General features: G+C 71.3%; 17 protein-coding genes. 11 read left to right on the forward strand and 6 right to left on the reverse strand.

Features of this window, described 5'->3' with window-relative positions:
* Nucleotides 1-173: 173 nt before the first annotated feature.
* The 4 genes from AB0953_RS23940 to AB0953_RS23955 form a co-directional block, all read right to left on the reverse strand.
* The gene (locus AB0953_RS23940) at nt 174-650 is read right to left on the reverse strand and encodes a MarR family transcriptional regulator (RefSeq protein ID WP_366861722.1); all 477 of its coding nucleotides are present in this window, start codon (nt 648-650) and stop codon (nt 174-176) included.
* A 63-nt stretch (nt 651-713) separates the two neighbouring features.
* Nucleotides 714-1541, reverse strand: coding sequence for an AIM24 family protein (locus AB0953_RS23945; RefSeq protein WP_366861592.1), 828 nt, complete (start codon nt 1539-1541; stop codon nt 714-716).
* Entirely contained in the window at nt 1538-2188 is a 651-nt protein-coding gene (locus AB0953_RS23950; RefSeq protein WP_366861593.1) for an AIM24 family protein, read from the reverse strand. The genes AB0953_RS23945 and AB0953_RS23950 overlap by 4 nt, the downstream gene beginning before the upstream one ends.
* A complete protein-coding gene (locus tag AB0953_RS23955; RefSeq protein ID WP_366861594.1) occupies nt 2188-2826 on the reverse strand; it encodes an AIM24 family protein in 639 nt (212 codons plus the stop codon). The genes AB0953_RS23950 and AB0953_RS23955 overlap by 1 nt, the downstream gene beginning before the upstream one ends.
* A gap of 235 nt (nt 2827-3061) precedes the next feature.
* Here AB0953_RS23955 and AB0953_RS23960 point away from each other — a divergent pair, with 235 nt between their 5' ends.
* Together AB0953_RS23960 and AB0953_RS23965 are read left to right on the forward strand one after the other, a co-directional pair.
* Complete coding sequence (locus tag AB0953_RS23960; RefSeq protein WP_366861595.1) at nt 3062-3436, forward strand: DUF3817 domain-containing protein; 375 nt, start codon at nt 3062-3064, stop codon at nt 3434-3436.
* Nucleotides 3433-3723, forward strand: a complete 291-nt coding sequence (locus AB0953_RS23965) for an MTH1187 family thiamine-binding protein (protein WP_366861596.1) — start codon at nt 3433-3435, stop codon at nt 3721-3723. Before AB0953_RS23960 ends, AB0953_RS23965 begins: the two co-directional genes overlap by 4 nt.
* A 503-nt stretch (nt 3724-4226) precedes the next feature.
* Here the strand turns inward: AB0953_RS23965 and AB0953_RS23970 are convergent.
* Nucleotides 4227-5213 carry a DUF5937 family protein gene (locus AB0953_RS23970; protein ID WP_366861597.1) on the reverse strand — a complete coding sequence of 329 codons (987 nt, stop codon included), beginning with the start codon at nt 5211-5213 and terminating at the stop codon, nt 4227-4229.
* Nucleotides 5214-5330: 117 nt separating this feature from the next.
* On the opposite strand from AB0953_RS23970, the gene AB0953_RS23975 reads away from it, so the two are divergent.
* From AB0953_RS23975 to AB0953_RS23990, 4 genes are all read left to right on the forward strand, one after another.
* Nucleotides 5331-6554 (forward strand): MFS transporter, encoded by a 1224-nt coding sequence (locus AB0953_RS23975; protein ID WP_366861598.1) that lies wholly within the window; start codon nt 5331-5333, stop codon nt 6552-6554.
* 43 nt (nt 6555-6597) lie between these two features.
* Nucleotides 6598-7104 carry a MarR family transcriptional regulator gene (locus tag AB0953_RS23980; protein ID WP_361919921.1) on the forward strand — a complete coding sequence of 169 codons (507 nt, stop codon included), beginning with the start codon at nt 6598-6600 and terminating at the stop codon, nt 7102-7104.
* A 92-nt stretch (nt 7105-7196) separates the two neighbouring features.
* A complete protein-coding gene (locus tag AB0953_RS23985; protein WP_366861599.1) occupies nt 7197-7526 on the forward strand; it encodes a DUF3817 domain-containing protein in 330 nt (109 codons plus the stop codon).
* Between the two features lie 111 nt (nt 7527-7637).
* Nucleotides 7638-9338 carry a methylmalonyl-CoA mutase family protein gene (locus tag AB0953_RS23990; RefSeq protein WP_366861600.1) on the forward strand — a complete coding sequence of 567 codons (1701 nt, stop codon included), beginning with the start codon at nt 7638-7640 and terminating at the stop codon, nt 9336-9338.
* Between the two features lie 93 nt (nt 9339-9431).
* Here AB0953_RS23990 and AB0953_RS23995 read toward each other — a convergent pair whose 3' ends face one another.
* Nucleotides 9432-10058 carry a TetR/AcrR family transcriptional regulator gene (locus AB0953_RS23995; RefSeq protein ID WP_366861601.1) on the reverse strand — a complete coding sequence of 209 codons (627 nt, stop codon included), beginning with the start codon at nt 10056-10058 and terminating at the stop codon, nt 9432-9434.
* Nucleotides 10059-10382: 324 nt separating this feature from the next.
* On the opposite strand from AB0953_RS23995, the gene AB0953_RS24000 reads away from it, so the two are divergent.
* From AB0953_RS24000 to AB0953_RS24020, 5 genes are all read left to right on the forward strand, one after another.
* Nucleotides 10383-11384, forward strand: coding sequence for a tetratricopeptide repeat protein (locus tag AB0953_RS24000; RefSeq protein WP_366861602.1), 1002 nt, complete (start codon nt 10383-10385; stop codon nt 11382-11384).
* A gap of 597 nt (nt 11385-11981) precedes the next feature.
* Nucleotides 11982-12620: a DUF6230 family protein gene (locus AB0953_RS24005; RefSeq protein WP_366861603.1), complete on the forward strand. Its 639-nt coding sequence runs from the start codon at nt 11982-11984 to the stop codon at nt 12618-12620.
* 113 nt (nt 12621-12733) lie between these two features.
* Nucleotides 12734-13279, forward strand: a complete 546-nt coding sequence (locus AB0953_RS24010; protein WP_366861604.1) for a DUF6114 domain-containing protein — start codon at nt 12734-12736, stop codon at nt 13277-13279.
* Nucleotides 13269-14543, forward strand: coding sequence for a hypothetical protein (locus AB0953_RS24015; protein ID WP_366861605.1), 1275 nt, complete (start codon nt 13269-13271; stop codon nt 14541-14543). The genes AB0953_RS24010 and AB0953_RS24015 overlap by 11 nt, the downstream gene beginning before the upstream one ends.
* Nucleotides 14544-14729: 186 nt before the next feature.
* A complete protein-coding gene (locus tag AB0953_RS24020) occupies nt 14730-15662 on the forward strand; it encodes an FG-GAP-like repeat-containing protein (protein WP_366861606.1) in 933 nt (310 codons plus the stop codon).
* Nucleotides 15663-15739: the final 77 nt, after the last annotated feature.

A 15739-nucleotide genomic window follows, 5' to 3' on the forward strand; every position in this document is an offset into this window, starting at 1 on the left:
CCGTCGCCCTGCCCCCGGTGCTGGAGCGGGCCGGGATCAAGCTCGACCCGAACCGGCGCCCGCCCCCCGGCCGGGGGGCGGGGCTCCGTCGCGTTCGCGGGTCTACGCGCGATGCACGAGGGCCGGAAACGGCCCTTGCGACCCGTGCGGAACCGGTCGGCGGTCCCGCTGTGTCAGCCCTTGCCCCGCTGGCCGCGCAGGTGCTCCGCCACCGGCTCCAGCGAGCTGCGCAGCGCCGCCAGGGCCTCCGGCGGCAGCAGGTCGATGAAGTGCCTGCGGACGGATGCCACGTGGTGCGGGGCGACCTTCCGCATGAGCTCCATGCCCTCGTCCGTCAGGACGGCGTACAGCCCCCGCCGGTCGGACTCGCAGTTCACGCGGACGACCAGGCCGGCCGTCTCCATCCGGGTGATCTGGTGGGACAACCGGCTCTTGGACTGAAGCGTCGACGTCGCGAGGTCGCTCATCCGCATGCGGTGGTCCGGCGACTCCGAGAGGTTCACGAGGATCTCGTAGTCGTTGTTGGTGAGTCCGAAGGGCTGGAGATCCTTTTCCAGCTGGTGCATCAGGAGTCTGCTGACGTCCAGGTGGATCCGCCAGGTGCACTGCTCGGCATCGGTGAGCCAGCGTACGGCCGTCTCGGTCTCCATGGTCTCCATGAATGAACTCTACCTAAGAAGTTGAATGACGTACAAAGTAGGGAAAGCTGAAGATCACAGTCCGAGGCGCCGCTGGATGTCGCCCAACTGCCCCGGCATGCGCACGCCCAGCTGCCCCAGCGGTCCGTTCTGCCCGTGACCGCCGCCGTGCCCGGGCATCCCCGCCCCCGGGACGCCCGGCTCCGCGCCGACCACCCCGACCGACTGCTCGGCCATCAGCGCCTCCGAGGACTGCATCAGCACCGTCCCGGCCCCGACGAACTCGAACTGGTGCTCCTCGCCCGAGGTGCCGCCGATGCCGGTCAGCGAGCGCAGCCCGCCGATCACGCCGGACATGTACCCATGGTCGTAATGGTGGCAGGGCGAGGGGCAGTCCGCCCAGCCGACGAGCGCCTGCGGGTCCACGCGCAGCGGCGGTTCCATGAAGACCACCGGACCATTGGACGCCGCGACGAACTTCCCGGTTCCGATCAGCGTCAGGAAACCGGGGACGATCGACTGCTTGAGCGCGAGGGAGGGCTGGTACGCCAGCAGGTTGCCCGACCGGATGGTCAGGTTGCCGTCGTCCAGGTCGAAGGAGTTCACGTCGAAGGCGCGGTCGGCCAGCAGCATCTTGCCCTGGCCCTCCGCCACCACCCAGTCGCTCGCGTGCAGCGGCGAGTGGAAGCTCGTGCGCAGCAGCCGGTCGAAGCGGCCGTTGCCGATGCCGTTGAACTCGATCCGCCCGTAGTAGGCGATCATCTTGCCCTTCTGCAGGAACCACTGGCTCCCCTTGAGCTCCACGCAGAAGGTGTACGCGTTCACGTTGTCGTCGGAGGGCAGGGAGTACGGGTCGAAGACGGTCGGGCCGCCCGGTCCGCCCGTCACGGGACCAAAGTTCACAGCTTCTCCTCCGAGGCCTGCACGTACACGGCACCCTGGCCCGACAGCTCCAGCTGGAACGCCTCGCCCGAGCCGCGCCCCACCATGTCGCGCCAGCCGAGCGCGGTGGAGAGCTTGTTCCTGACATCCCCGTGGTGGGCCACGTACGCCTGCGGGTCGACGTGGACCGGGCGGTTCGGGGTGATGGGGAGCTCGATGACCCCGCCGTGGGCCATCACGGCCACCGAACCGTGCCCCTTGAGGGTGGTGGTGAACAGGCCCTGGCCCGTCACCTGGCCGCGCACCATGCCCATGACACCTCCCTGCGAGCCCATGAACATCGTGCCCTGCTGGAGGGTGCCGTCGAAGGCCAGCAGCCGGTCCGCCTCCACGTACAGCGTCTCGCCCGTCAGGTTGATCACCTGCACGTGGTGGCCGCCGTGGCCGAACATCACGGTGCCGCTGCCCTCGACCGTCATCAGCGGGGTCTGCTCGTTCGCCACCCGGCGCCCGATCATGCCCAGGACCCCGCCCTGGCCGCCGGTCAGACTCGGCGTGAACGACACCTGGCCGCGGTAGGCGAGCATCGCGCCGCGCTGGCTGTACAGGGTCTGCCCCGGGACGACCTGGGCCTCGACCATTTTGGAGTTGATCTCGCGGAACGGCATCAGATGTCGCCCCCGATGGTGTTGCGCTCGCTGGGCTGCACGTACACCAGGCCCTCGCCCTCGAAACGGATCTGGAACGCCTCGCCGGAGCCCTCGCCGATCAGGGTGCGGAAGGTGATCCCCGACTGGAAGGACTGGCGCAGGTCGCCGGTGTGCGCGAGGTACGCCCCGGGGTCGACGGAGAGCGGGTACTGCGCGCTGACGCGCAGGACCACGGCCGGGCCGTCCGACATGATCGCCGCCTGCCCGGTGCCCTCCACGGTCGTGGTGAACAGGCCGTTGCCCGTCGCCCCGCCGCGCAGGCCCGTGAAGGTGGTGCCGGTGCGCAGGCCGGCGTCGGTGCACAGGAGGTTGCTGGACTCGACGTACAGCTTCTCGCCGCGCAGGCTGACGAGGTTGATCTCGCTCGCGCGGTCGGCGAAGAAGCAGGTGCCGTGCCCCTGCACCTCCATCACGGTCATCTGTTCGCCGGTCAGACGGCGCGTCACCATGCCGCGCAGGCCTTCGCCGCCGCCGGTCATCTTCTTGAAGGCCATCTGGCCGTCGTACGCAACCATGGAGCCGTTCTTCGCTTTGACGGCATCCCCGGTCAGGTCGACGGCGAGCACCTTGCTGCCTTGGAGTCGGAACTGAGCCACGGGGAGACGTTATCGGCAGCGCGCGAAGGCGAACAGGGGCCCTTGGCCGATATGTGCCGCTCGGCGGGGTGGGGCGGGCTTGCACCGGTTGTTCCGCTGCGGGGGTGTGCTTGTTCCGCTCCGGGGGTGTGCGGTCCGACCCCCGGTCAAGATCCGGCAAAGCGGCTGAGACACTGGGACGGATCCACTCCGGGGCCCTGGCGGGCCTCCTCCCGACGGTTGCTGAAGGTTGCTGATGGACATCAAGACCGCCTCCGCCCTGCACCGGCTGCGCCTCGTCTCCGTACCCGAGGCGCTGTCGTTCCCGGCCCTGCTGATCTTCGGCTCGCTGCTGAGCCGGATCTCGGACGTCGACTACCTGATGGCTCCGCTGGGCGGTCTGCACGGGATCCTGTTCCTCATCTACGTGGTGTTCCTGCTGGACGTGTGGAACAAGGCGAAGTGGCCGCTCAAGAAGGTCGCGCTGTTCTTCGGGCTCGCGCTGGTCCCCTTCGGCGGGCTGTACGGCGACCGGCTGCTCAAGCGCGAGGAGGCCGACAGCGTGGTCGCGGCGCGGGCGGCGCGTGAGGCCCGTGAGGCCCGTGAGGCCCGTGAGGCGGCCGGGGCATGATCGTCGCGTTCTCGGTGACGCCGCTCGGGGTCGGTGAGGAAGTCGGCGAGTACGTCGCCGATGCGGTGCGGGTGGTGCGGGAGTCGGGGCTGCCGAACCGCACCGACGCGATGTTCACGTCCGTGGAGGGGGAGTGGGACGAGGTGATGGACGTCGTCCGGCGGGCCGTCGCCGCGGTGGAGGCGCGGGCGCCGAGGGTCTCGCTGGTCCTGAAGGCGGACATCCGTCCCGGGGTGACGGACGGCATCACGTCGAAGGTCGAAACCGTCGAACGCCACCTGTCCTGACCGGCCCCGCCCCGCCTCAAGCGCCGGCGGGGCTGACGGTGGCCCCCCCGGCCGGGGGCCCGTCCAGCCGGCCGCGGCTCGCGGCGCCGCAATCGCCGGCGGCCGGGGTCCGTTCAGCCGGCCGCGGCTTCGGGGCGCCTCAAGCGCCGGCGGGGCTGGGGTGGTGCCCTGGGGCGGGGTCGGTTCGGTGGTGGGGCGCGGCCACTCCGGAGGTTCGTCTCGGCTCGCGGATCCTGGCCGCATCCGGTACGCCCCCGGCGGTGACCGCTCATCCTCCACTCACCACCGCAGTGTCCACACCCCACCCGCCCAGCCCACCGGCCCCCCACGCCCCCAGGGGAAGCCAGCACCCAGCCCACGCGCGCATCCCCGCAGGCGAAGCCCAACCCAGCCCCGCCGGCGATTGAGGCGACGCGGGGTGGGGGCCGCCGAGCGTCGGGGCCGGGCCCGGCCGCGCGGGTGACGGGGGTGACATCACGCCCGGGTCTCGCGGTGACGGGGGGTCAGCGTTGGGTCAGGGCGATCGCCAGCGGGGTGCGCTCGTACAGGACTCGGTGGCCGTGCCGGGCGGAGAGCAGCAGGCCCGCCCCGTGCAGTGCCTTCAGGTGCGCGGAGACGGTCGCGGGGGCCAGGCCGAGCCGGCCCGCCAGCTCCGTGGTGGAGGCCGGCTCGTGCAGCGCGCACAGCACCTCCGCCCGCCCCCGGCCCAGCAGCCGGGCCAGCGCCTGCGGCGCGGGGCCCGCGGGGGCCGTCCACAGGGCGCCGATGCCGCGGGCCGGGTACACCAGCGTCGGCTGCCAGGGCGGGTCGTAGCCGCCGACCACCTCGGGCCAGACGAACGCGCTCGGCATCAGCAGCAGCCCCTGCCCGTCCAGGCGGCGGTCGTGGTGGCTCGGACGCCGGATGGACAGGGTGTCCCCGGCCCACACGAGGTCGGGGTGGAGCCCGTCGAAGAGCGCCTGGAGCCCGCCCGCCGCCAGGCGCCGGGAGTGGAACAGGATGTCGGCCTCCAGCAGGGCCCGCAGCCGCGGCCAGTGCGGGGCGACCAGCGCCTCCCAGGCCTGCTCGTACAGGTCGGCCAGCTCCCGCACCGCGCGCGCCGGGTCCGCGAGCATCCGCCGGCCGAGCTCGCCCTCGGCCGCCCCCGGCGTGCACACCAGGGACCGCCGCAGGTCCTCGTGCAGCGCCTGCGGATCGGCGTCGGCCGAGGCCCGGACCCGGGCCAGTTCCTCGTCGAAGGTGACCGACGGGCCGAGCGGCGGCGGGCTGAGGAAGTCCGGGTTGTGGCCGCGGCGCGGCATCAGCAGCCACAGCGGCCGCAGGTCCAGCCCCTCGGCGGCCGTCCGGATCTGCCGCAGCCACGGCAGGTGGTACGCCTGCCGGTGCGGCCGCATCAGCGTGCGGACGGCTTCCTGGGTCTCCCAGCGGGGCGAGAGGGAGAACCGGCACCGCAACAGGTCCCCGGCCCCGAACCGGAAATGAAACGCCATGCTTGCCCCTCCCGGCCGCGCGCCGCGCGCCCCACCGTACGTGGTACGTGGCGGCGCGGTGATTCGTTCCACGGCGAATCACTGTCGGCCCCCGCCGCCGTTTCGGAGGGTGTCCGCATGTCCACCGTCGAGCAGGCTGCGGCCGGCTACCGCCCGGTCTTCCGGGTCCGGGAGTTCCGGTTCGTCTTCGCCGCCCACCTGATGTCCGTCCTCGGCATCGTCGTCGCCGAGATCTCCCTCACCGTCCTCGTCTTCCGCACCACCGGCTCGCCCCTGCTGAGCGCGCTCACCTTCGCCCTCGGCTTCCTCCCGTACGCCCTCGGCGGCACGCTGCTCGCCCCGCTGGCCGACCGCCACCCGGCCCGCCGGGTGCTCGTCGCCTGCGACCTGCTCTGCGCCGGGTGCGCGGCCGCCATGGTCTGGCCGGGCACGCCCGTCGCCGGGCTCCTCGTCCTGCGCAGCGCCATGGCCTTCGCCGCGCCCCTGTTCCAGGGCACCCGCAACGCCTCCCTCGGCGACGTCCTCGGGACCGGCGACGCCTTCGTCCTGGGCCGCTCCCTGATGCGGATGGTGGCCCAGAGCGCCCAGTTCATCGGCTTCGGCCTCGGCGGGCTGCTGCTGACCGTGCTCGCGCCGCGCGCCGCGATCGCGCTGACCGCCGCCGCCTTCCTGGGCTCCGCCCTGCTGCTGCGCTTCGGGACGCGGCTGCGGCCGGCCCGGGGCGGGGGCGCCGGCGCCTCCTCCCCGCTCGCCGGGCTGCGCGCCGTGCTCGGCGACCGCCGGCTGCGGGCCCTGCTCCTGCTGTTCTGGCTGCCGCCGGTGTTCGCGATCGCCCCCGAGGCGCTGCTCGCGCCGTACGCCGACGGGATCGGCGCCGGCACCGCCGCCCTCGGGGTGATGATGTGCGCGCTGCCCGTCGGCACGATCGCGGGGGAGCTGTGGGCCGGCTCGCGGCTCGGGCCCGGCACCCGTGCGCGGCTGGTCGTGCCGCTGTGCGCCGGGGGGCTGCTGCCGCTGCTGGTCTTCGGGCTCCGGCCGGGCGTGCCGGTCGTGCTCGGCGCGCTGCTGGCCGCCGGGCTGGCGCACGCGTACACCCTCGGCCTGGACCAGTGGTACGTGGACGCGGTCCCGCAGGCGCTGCGCGGGCGGGCGATGACGCTGCTGGGCACCGGGCTGATGACCGCCCAGGGCGTCGGCATGGCGCTGGCGGGCCTCGCCGCCGAATTCCTTCCGCCCCACCGGGTCGTCGCGGCCGCGGCCGCCCTGGGCACGGCGGTCACCGTGCTCCTCCTCGTCCGCCTCCGCTCCGTGCCGGCCCGGGCCCCGGGGACCGAGGAGTGAGACGGGGCACATCCGCAAATGACCGCCCGGTAGGGTCGGAGACGTGTCCAAGCCGCTCAGCCTTCCCTTCGACCCCATCGCCCGCGCCGACGAGCTCTGGCAGCGGCGCTGGGGGCCGGTGCCCTCGATGGCCGCCATCACCTCGATCATGCGGGCGCACCAGATCCTGCTCGGCGAGGTCGACGCCGTGGTCAAGCCGTACGGGCTCACCTTCGCCCGGTACGAGGCGCTGGTGCTGCTGACCTTCTCCAAGGCCGGCGAGCTGCCGATGTCGAAGATCGGGGAGCGCCTGATGGTCCACCCCACGTCGGTGACGAACACGGTGGACCGCCTGGTGAAATCGGGGCTCGTGGCCAAGCGCCCCAACCCGAACGACGGCCGCGGCACGCTCGCCTCCATCACCGACAAGGGCCGCGAGGTCGTCGAGGCGGCGACGAAGGACCTGATGGCGATGGACTTCGGCCTGGGCGCGTACGACGCCGAGGAGTGCCAGGAGATCTTCGCTCTGCTGCGCCCGCTGCGGGTGGCCGCCGCCGACTTCGAGGAGTAGGCCGGCCGAGGGGCCCGGAGGTAGCCGGGCTCACACCCGTGACCACCGGCCCCCGTCAAGATCGAGCAAAACGGACGGCTAGGCTCGAGGCCATGAAGAAAAGCGTGCTGACCCGCTACCGGGTGATGGCCTTTGCGACTGCCGTGATGCTGCTGGTCCTGTGCACCTGCATGGTGGCCAAGTACGGGTTCGACACCGGCGCCGACCTGACCCTGGTGGTCTCCCAGGTCCACGGCGTGCTCTTCATGGTCTACCTGGTCTTCGCCTTCGACCTGAGCTCCAAGGCCAAGTGGTCCTTCGGCCGGATGCTGTGGGTGATGCTCTCCGGCACCATCCCGCTGGCCGCCTTCTTCGTCGAGCGCCGGGTCCGCGCCGAGGTCGAGCCGCTGGTCGTGGACGGTCTGGCCACCGCCCGGGCCTGAGCCTTTCGGCCGCCTGCAGGCCCGCCGCCGCTCGCACGCGGGTGGAGCCCCGGGGATCTCCCCGGGGTTTCCCATCGACATTTACTAGGACGTCCTAGTAAATTCGACGGCATGGACGCTGACGCCATCGAGGAGGGCCGCCGCCGCTGGCAGGCCCGTTACGACAAGGCCCGCAAGCGCGAGGCCGACTTCACCACGCTCTCCGGCGATGCCGTCGATCCGGTCTACGGCCCGCGGCCCGGCGACTCGTACGAGGGCTTCGAGCGCATCGGCTGGCCGGGCGAGTACCCGTACACGCGCGGCCTGCACGCCACCGGCTACCGCGGGCGGACCTGGACCATCCGCCAGTTCGCCGGCTTCGGCAACGCCGAGCAGACCAACGAGCGCTACAAGATGATCCTGGCCGCCGGCGGCGGCGGGCTCTCGGTCGCCTTCGACATGCCGACCCTCATGGGCCGCGACTCCGACGACCCCCGCTCCCTCGGCGAGGTCGGCCACTGCGGCGTCGCCATAGACTCCGCCGCCGACATGGAGGTCCTCTTCAAGGACATCCCGCTCGGCGACGTGACGACGTCGATGACGATCTCCGGCCCGGCCGTGCCCGCCTTCTGCATGTACCTGGTCGCCGCGGAGCGCCAGGGCGTCGACCCGGGCGTCCTCAACGGCACCCTCCAGACGGACATCTTCAAGGAGTACATCGCCCAGAAGGAGTGGCTCTTCGAACCTGAGCCGCACCTGCGCCTCATCGGCGACCTCATGGAGTACTGCGCCACGGGCATCCCCGCCTACAAGCCGCTGTCCGTCTCCGGCTACCACATCCGCGAGGCCGGGGCGACGGCCGCGCAGGAGCTCGCGTACACCCTCGCCGACGGCTTCGGCTACGTGGAGCTCGGCCTCTCCCGCGGCATGGACGTCGACACCTTCGCGCCCGGCCTGTCCTTCTTCTTCGACGCCCACCTCGACTTCTTCGAGGAGATCGCCAAGTTCCGCGCCGCCCGCCGGATCTGGGCCCGCTGGATGAAGGAGGTGTACGGCGCGAAGAACGAGAAGTCGATGTGGCTGCGCTTCCACACCCAGACCGCCGGCGTCTCGCTGACGGCGCAGCAGCCGTACAACAACGTCGTGCGCACCGCCGTCGAGGCCCTCGCGGCCGTCCTCGGCGGCACCAACTCCCTGCACACCAACGCCCTCGACGAGACCCTCGCCCTGCCGAGCGAGCAGGCGGCCGAGATCGCCCTGCGCACGCAGCAGGTGCTGATGGAGGAGACGGGCGTGGCCAACGTGGCCGACCCGCTGGGCGGTTCCTGGTACGTGGAGCAGCTCACCGACCGCATCGAGGCCGACGCCGAGAAGATCTTCGACCAGATCAAGGAGCGCGGCCTGCGCGCCCACCCGGACGGGCAGCACCCGATCGGGCCGATCACCTCGGGCATCCTGCGCGGCATCGAGGACGGCTGGTTCACCGGCGAGATCGCCGAGTCGGCCTTCGCCTACCAGCGTTCGCTGGAGAAGGGCGACAAGCGGGTCGTCGGCGTCAACGTCCACCACGGCTCGGTCACCGGCGACCTGGAGATCCTCCGCGTCAGCCACGAGGTGGAGCGCGAGCAGGTGCGGGTGCTCGCCGACCGCAAGGCGCGCCGGGACGACGCGAAGGTGTCGGCCTCGCTGAAGGCCATGCTGGACGCAGCCCGCGACGGGTCGAACATGATCCCGGCGATGCTGGACGCGGTGCGGGCCGAGGCCACGCTCGGCGAGATCTGCAACGCCCTGCGCGACGAGTGGGGCACGTACACCGAGCCGCCGGGCTTCTGAGCCCCGGACGTCCGCAGCAGCGGTTCCCCGCGGGCCGGTCGCAGTCGCCACCTCACGGCGGATGCGGCCGGCCCCGTCCCGTACGGGCCCGGCTCAGGCCTCTTCGGGGCCGCGCAGGCCGTGCATCAGCAGGGCGGTGAACGTGGCCACCCACAGCTCGTCCACCGGCTCCGAGCTGACCAGCGCCCGGTGCACCACCGTGCCCGCGATCACGTCGAAGATCAGGTCGGTGGTGCGGCTCGCGAGGCACTCGTCCTCCTCGTACGGGAGCTCCCCGCGGGCCTGGGCCCGCTCGCGCCCCAGGACGACGAGACGTTTCTGCCGGTCCACGATCGCCGACCTGATCCGGTCGCGCAGGGCCTCGTCCCGGGTGGACTCGGCGACGACCGCCATCAGGGCGGTACGGGCCTCCGGCCGCCGCAGCAGCGCCGCGAACTGGAGCACCACGTCCTCGATGTCGGCTTCGAGGGAGCCCCGGTCGGGCAGTTCGAGGCAGTCGAAGAGCTCCGCGACCGCGTCCACGACCAGCTCGTTCTTGCCCGCCCAACGGCGGTAGAGGGTGGTCTTCGCGACGCCGGCCCGGGCCGAGACGTCGCCCATCGTCAGCTTCGACCAGCCCAGCTCGACCAGCGCGTCCCGCGTCGCGGCGAGGATCGCGGCGTCGGCGGCGGCATTGCGGGGGCGGCCCGTGCGGCCGGCCGGGGGGCTGGGGTTGTGCATGGCGCAGACCATACCCGCCAGTAGGGGAACCGTCGGGGGCCCTGGGCGTGTGCTTCAGATCACGGTGTGCGAGGGGGCGCCGGGCGCCGCGGGGAGTTACGCTACGGCTCGTAGCGTAAGAGCGGCAACCACGCGAACGGCTACCGGCGCCAGGTGGGGACCCGGCGCCACCCAGCACCACAGGCACCACACGCATCACAGGCATCACACGCACAGCAGCACGACGCACCAACCGCACAGCACCATGGACCGGCCGGCCTGCGGCAAGAACGCAATTCGGCCGATCTTTTTCGTCGGCACGCGCACACGGGGGAGGATGTACGCATGCAGCCCAGAAACATGTCCATGAGCGGCGTCGTCGACCTCGCCGCGGTGAAGGCGGCCGCCGAGGCCAAGGCGAAGGCCGAGCAGGCGCGTGCCGAGGCGGCCCGGCAGGCCGCCCGGGGCGGCGGCGCACCCGCGCCCGCAGGTGCGGTGCCGCCGTCGGCGCTCGTCATCGACGTCGACGAGGCCGGCTTCGAGCGCGACGTCCTCCAGCTCTCCTCCGAGGTCCCGGTCGTCCTGGACTTCTGGGCCGAGTGGTGCCAGCCCTGCAAGCAGCTGAGCCCGCTGCTGGAGCGGCTGGTCACGGAGGCGAACGGCCGCCTCGTGATGGCCAAGGTCGACGTCGACGCCAACCAGATGCTGATGCAGCAGTTCGGCATCCAGGGCATCCCGGCCGTCTTCGCCGTCGTCGCCGGCCAGGTCCTCCCGCTGTTCCAGGGCGTGGCCCCCGAGCAGGAGATCCGCGCCACCCTGGCCCAGCTGGTCCAGGTGGCCGAGGAGCGCTTCGGCATCATCGGCATCCAGGTCGACCCGAACGCCGAGGGCCCCGGCGCCGGTGCGGCCGCCGCCGCGCCCCCGGCCGGCCCGCACGACGCGCTGCTGGAGGCGGCCGTCTCCGCGCTCGACGCCGGGGACCTGGGCGGCGCGGTGCAGGCGTACAAGAACGTCCTCGCCGACGACCCGGCGAACACGGAGGCGAAGCTGGGCCTCGCCCAGGCCGAGCTCCTCGCCCGGGTCCAGGGCATGGACCCGCAGGCGGTGCGCACCGTCGCGGCCGAGAACCCGAAGGACCCGCAGGCCCAGATCGCCGCCGCGGACCTCGACCTGGTGGGCGGCCACGTGGAGGACGCCTTCGGCCGCCTGGTGGACACCGTCCGGGTGACCGCGGGCGCCGAGCGGGACACCGTACGGCTGCGGCTGCTGGAGCTGTTCGAGGTCATCGGCCCGGACGACCCGCGGGTGGCGGCGGCGCGCACGGCCCTCGCCCGGGTGCTGTTCTAGCGGCCGCAGGGCCCCGCACCGGCGCCCCGCCGGGTAGCGGCGATTTGTTGACACGGAGATAAACAGCGGCCGCACTTTGCCAAAACTTGGCAATCGCGGCCGCTGTTACTCGCAGTAAGTGGAACCCCGTGATCTGTCCGGGGTGTATGCATTTACCCCGCTGTGTCGTGGCCTTGGGCGACACCCTGTGTTGCTGCCGGACGTCGGCGGGTCGAGCTGTGGTTATCTTGCCGTTACCCGCCAGTAACGAACCCCCTTGTGCCCCGGCCGGTAATGGACCACGATCGGCGACGCTCGGTCCTTCCCGCAGAGCCGCTCGTCCGGAGCCGCGGTGGAGGGTCCCCACCGGGCCGGCCGGAGCCCGTGGCGCCGGCCGCAGGACAGGGGGGTCTTCGCCTTCACCGGCGGAGCCTGTCCTCCTGGTTGCGCGAACGCGTGACCCAGTGGTTGTCGCTCGGGGGTGAACGCCGGTGTATCGGACGCGGCCCGGCCGCGGCACGGCCGCCTGCGCTCTCCTTCCCGAGGACGTAGCACTTCTCCCATCCCAGGACGGGCTCGGCCCGGACCGGAGATGTACGTCCGAGAAGGAGGAACGAAATGAGTTCTCAGGTTCGTGGCGGGACCAGATGGAAGCGCTTCGCGCTCGTCATGGTGCCGAGCATCGCGGCCACCGCCGCGGTCGGTGTGGGTCTGGCGCAGGGTGCCCTCGCGGCGTCCTTCAGCGTCTCGGGTCAGGACTTCAAGGTCACGGCCGACAAGCTCGACGGTGACAACCTCATCCAGTACGGCGGCATCGCCGAGGGTCACGACCTCAAGGGCAACGCGGCGCACCACCCGGTCACCATCTCCGGGTTCAGCCACGCCGAGATCACGAACATGTGCCAGTCGCTGGTCACCCCGACCCCGCTCGGCAACATCACGCTGAAGCTGCAGACGGGCCACAAGGGCAAGCCGGCCGTCGCCGACAACATCTACCTGGATGTCGCGGAGCTCGACACCGACGCCGAGTTCAAGAACCTCGACATCGGTGTCGCCGTGGGCGACGCGAGCCACAAGACCAAGCCGCAGGCCGGCACGGTCGCGAGCCCGTACGCGTTCTCGCAGCGCGCCGACAAGGCCGTGCTGACGAACGTGCGCCAGAAGGCGTGGGCGACGACGGCGGGCACCTTCAAGCTGCCCGACCTGAAGCTGCGCCTCATGGGCGGCGACCAGCCGTGCTACCAGGACGAGAAGTAATCCGTCCCGGAGTGTGACCGGCAGGGCGGCCGGCGGCGGCAGCAGCCGCGGTCGTCCGCCCGTCCGGGCTCCACAGAGTTCTCCGTACCACCGTTTCCAGGGAGCTGTTGTCCATGACCCCCCAGGCCCCGGTTTACGAACGCGCCGCAGACGACGCTTGGCTCACCGTGCTGTACTACCGCTTCCACGCCTGGAGCGGTCGCCGTCCGTTCTGGGCCGGGCTGTTCACGCTCCTCGGTGGTGTCCCGATCGCGTACTTCCCGTACGCGGACCTGCGCCTCGGCAACCTCACCCTCGCCATGGCCACGACGGCCGGATCCGGCTCGCTGATCATCGGCATCCTGCTCATCACGCTGGGCCTGGCCCTGTGGTTCCAGCAGGCCATCCGCACCTTCGCGGGCGTCGCCGCGATCCTGCTGGCCCTGGTGTCCCTGCCGGTGTCCAACCTCGGCGGCTTCTTCCTGGGCTTCATCCTCTCCATGGTCGGCGGCGCCCTCGCACTGGCGTGGGCTCCCGGCGTCCCGGCGGACGAGACGGCCGACGGCACGGGCAGGACCGAGGCCATGGCGGGCGGGGTCCCGGCCCCCCGTGACACGGAGACGGCCTACGCGAGCGAGAAGACTGCCCACGCCGACGGCGGGAGGAACAGTGCGGGGTGACGAGACGCAGCGGGCCGCGGCCCCGAGCGCAGAGTCCCGTGAAAGAAGGGGCCCGCGGCACGCCGCGCCCCGGAAGTCGCTGCTGAACAAGATCCAGATACCCGTCGGCAAGACGATGGCGCTGGCGGCCATGCCGACCGCGGTGTTCGTCGGGATGGGCATGGCGCCCAAGCTGGCCATGGCCGACGACCAGGAGATCCCCTTCGCGCCCGGCCCGTGCGTGACGCGGTCCGACGCCCCCGCGGAGTCGGCCTCCCCGAGCCCCTCGGCCTCGGCCTCCGCGTCGCCCTCGCCCGGCGCCTCGCCCGGCGCGAGCCCCTCGCCCGGCGCCTCCGCGGCGCCCAAGCCCGGGGCCACCCCGGCGGCCCCGAAGCCGTCGGCGAGCGCCTCGGCCGCCGCCAAGACGCCGAACGCCTCCGCGCCCGCCCCGTCGGCGTCCAAGACCCCGAACCCGCTGGACCCGCTGGGCGTCGGCGACAAGCTCAAGGGGCTCGTCGACGCGCTCGGCAGGCCGCTCCAGCCGACCCCGACGGCCACCCCGACGCCCTCGGCCACGGCCAAGACCCCGGCCCCGTCGGCTCCTGCCCCGAACCCGTCGGCCGACGCGATCCGCGAGGCCGCGAAGAAGGCCGGCGTCGACGTCGCCGAGCTGCCCCAGGACGTCAAGGACACGGCCGTCACACCCAAGGACGAGACCGGCAAGAAGCCCGGCGACGACAAGGCCGCCGAGGACGGCGCGAAGCCCGAGGAGTCGAAGGACCCCAGCGGCAAGCAGCCCTTCCCGTGCCCGACGTACGACGCCAAGGCGCTGGCCGATGCCGAGCTGGAGCCCGGCATCCCGCTCCTGCCGGACGAGCCCTGGTACCTCGACAGCTCGCTGCTGACCCTCTACGGCCTGGACTACAAGGGCATCGTCGAGGTGAAGACCGCGAGCGGGAAGACCAAGAAGGTCCTGAAGTTCACGGCGGACTCCCTGGACATCAAGGACCTCTACCAGACGGTCGGCAAGGACAAGAACGTCGCCCACCTCAAGTCCCGCCCCGGCTCCACCTCGAAGATCCGCGGCGGCGAGGTGACGATGTACACCGAGAGCCTCAAGGGCAACCTGTTCGGGATCATCCCGATCGAGTTCTCCCCGAACAGCCCGCCGCCCCTGAACGTCCCGTTCGCGTTCTTCACGCACGTCAAGGTCGTCCAGGCCGGCCAGTTCGGCGGCACGCTCACCGTCCCGGGCCTCAAGAACTACATCGGCCCGCCGGAATAACAGTCATCCGTTGTGGCCCGTTCCCTCCGGGGAGCGGGCCACAGTGTTTTCCGGCAACATGCTTGGCTGATTTGATCTTTTGGTGCGGGTGTACTTGTCGCTAGGGTAATAGGACCGCGGCCCTGTGCCCGGTGCGCCGGCTGTCTCATGGGGGGAATTCCGAGTCGTCTTCGGCATGTCCTTGGCATGCCTGCGCTCGTGACTTCCTGTGGGGGCTTTTTCTCGATGTCGACCTTATTGAAGCGTACGCTGCGGCGGGCGGTGATCTGCTGCGTCGGCTTGGCTTTTGTTGCGATAGCCCTGGGGGTGTCCGGTGTGGCGGCTCGCATTTCTACGGGCCGGACCGCCAGTGCGACGGCCGCGGCGACCCCGTCGGCGCCGCGGACCATGTTCCCCTTGTATGCGCGTCATCCGAGCGGCAAACTCCGCTCCAATGAGCCGAAGGGAACCGGAGGATTCAAGGCCGCCTATGAATTGGGCGGAGGCTTCGGTGATGCGACTGCGATCGTTCAGGCCAACGTCTCGGAGGCCGGTAAAGGTAACGACATCTACCACCGGATGAATGGGGTGCTCTACTACACGGCGGAGCACGGCAACGACACCAAGGTAATCGGCGACGGTTGGGACATTTACAACCTGCTCGTCTCGGTGGGGAACCTGGGCGGTTCTGCAGATGTGGACCTGATCGCCCGGGACGCCGCCGGTGACCTGTGGCTCTATCGAGGCGAGCCTGATGGCACCCTCAGTGACCGCATCAGGGTCGGCACGGGCTGGAATGGTCTGAACGCGCTCGCAGGACGCGGTGACTACACGGGCGACGGCAAAGCGGATCTCCTGGCACGCACCCCCGACGGCACGCTCCTCATATACGTCGGCACAGGCAACGCCACCGTGGACAGCGTGGTAGGCACCCGGATCACAGTGGGCACGGGCTGGGGCGGCTACAAGGCGCTTGTGTCTACTGGTGACAACGACGGAGACGGCAAGGCCGATCTGATCGCCAGCGATCCGAGCGGCGCCCTCTGGCTCTTCAAGGGAACAGGAAATCCTGCCGCTCCCTTCGCTCCGCGGATGCAGATCGGCACTTCGGGCTGGGCCGACTTCGACCTCCTCTTCTGAGTAGAAAGGCTGATACGCGTATGCGTAAGAACGCTCAGCCGCCCAGAAGTCGTCGTCTCGGCTCCTGGACACGCCTG

Origin of the sequence: Streptomyces sp. NPDC046866 (assembly GCF_040704625.1) — a bacterium.
Taxonomy (GTDB): Bacteria; Actinomycetota; Actinomycetes; order Streptomycetales; family Streptomycetaceae; genus Streptomyces.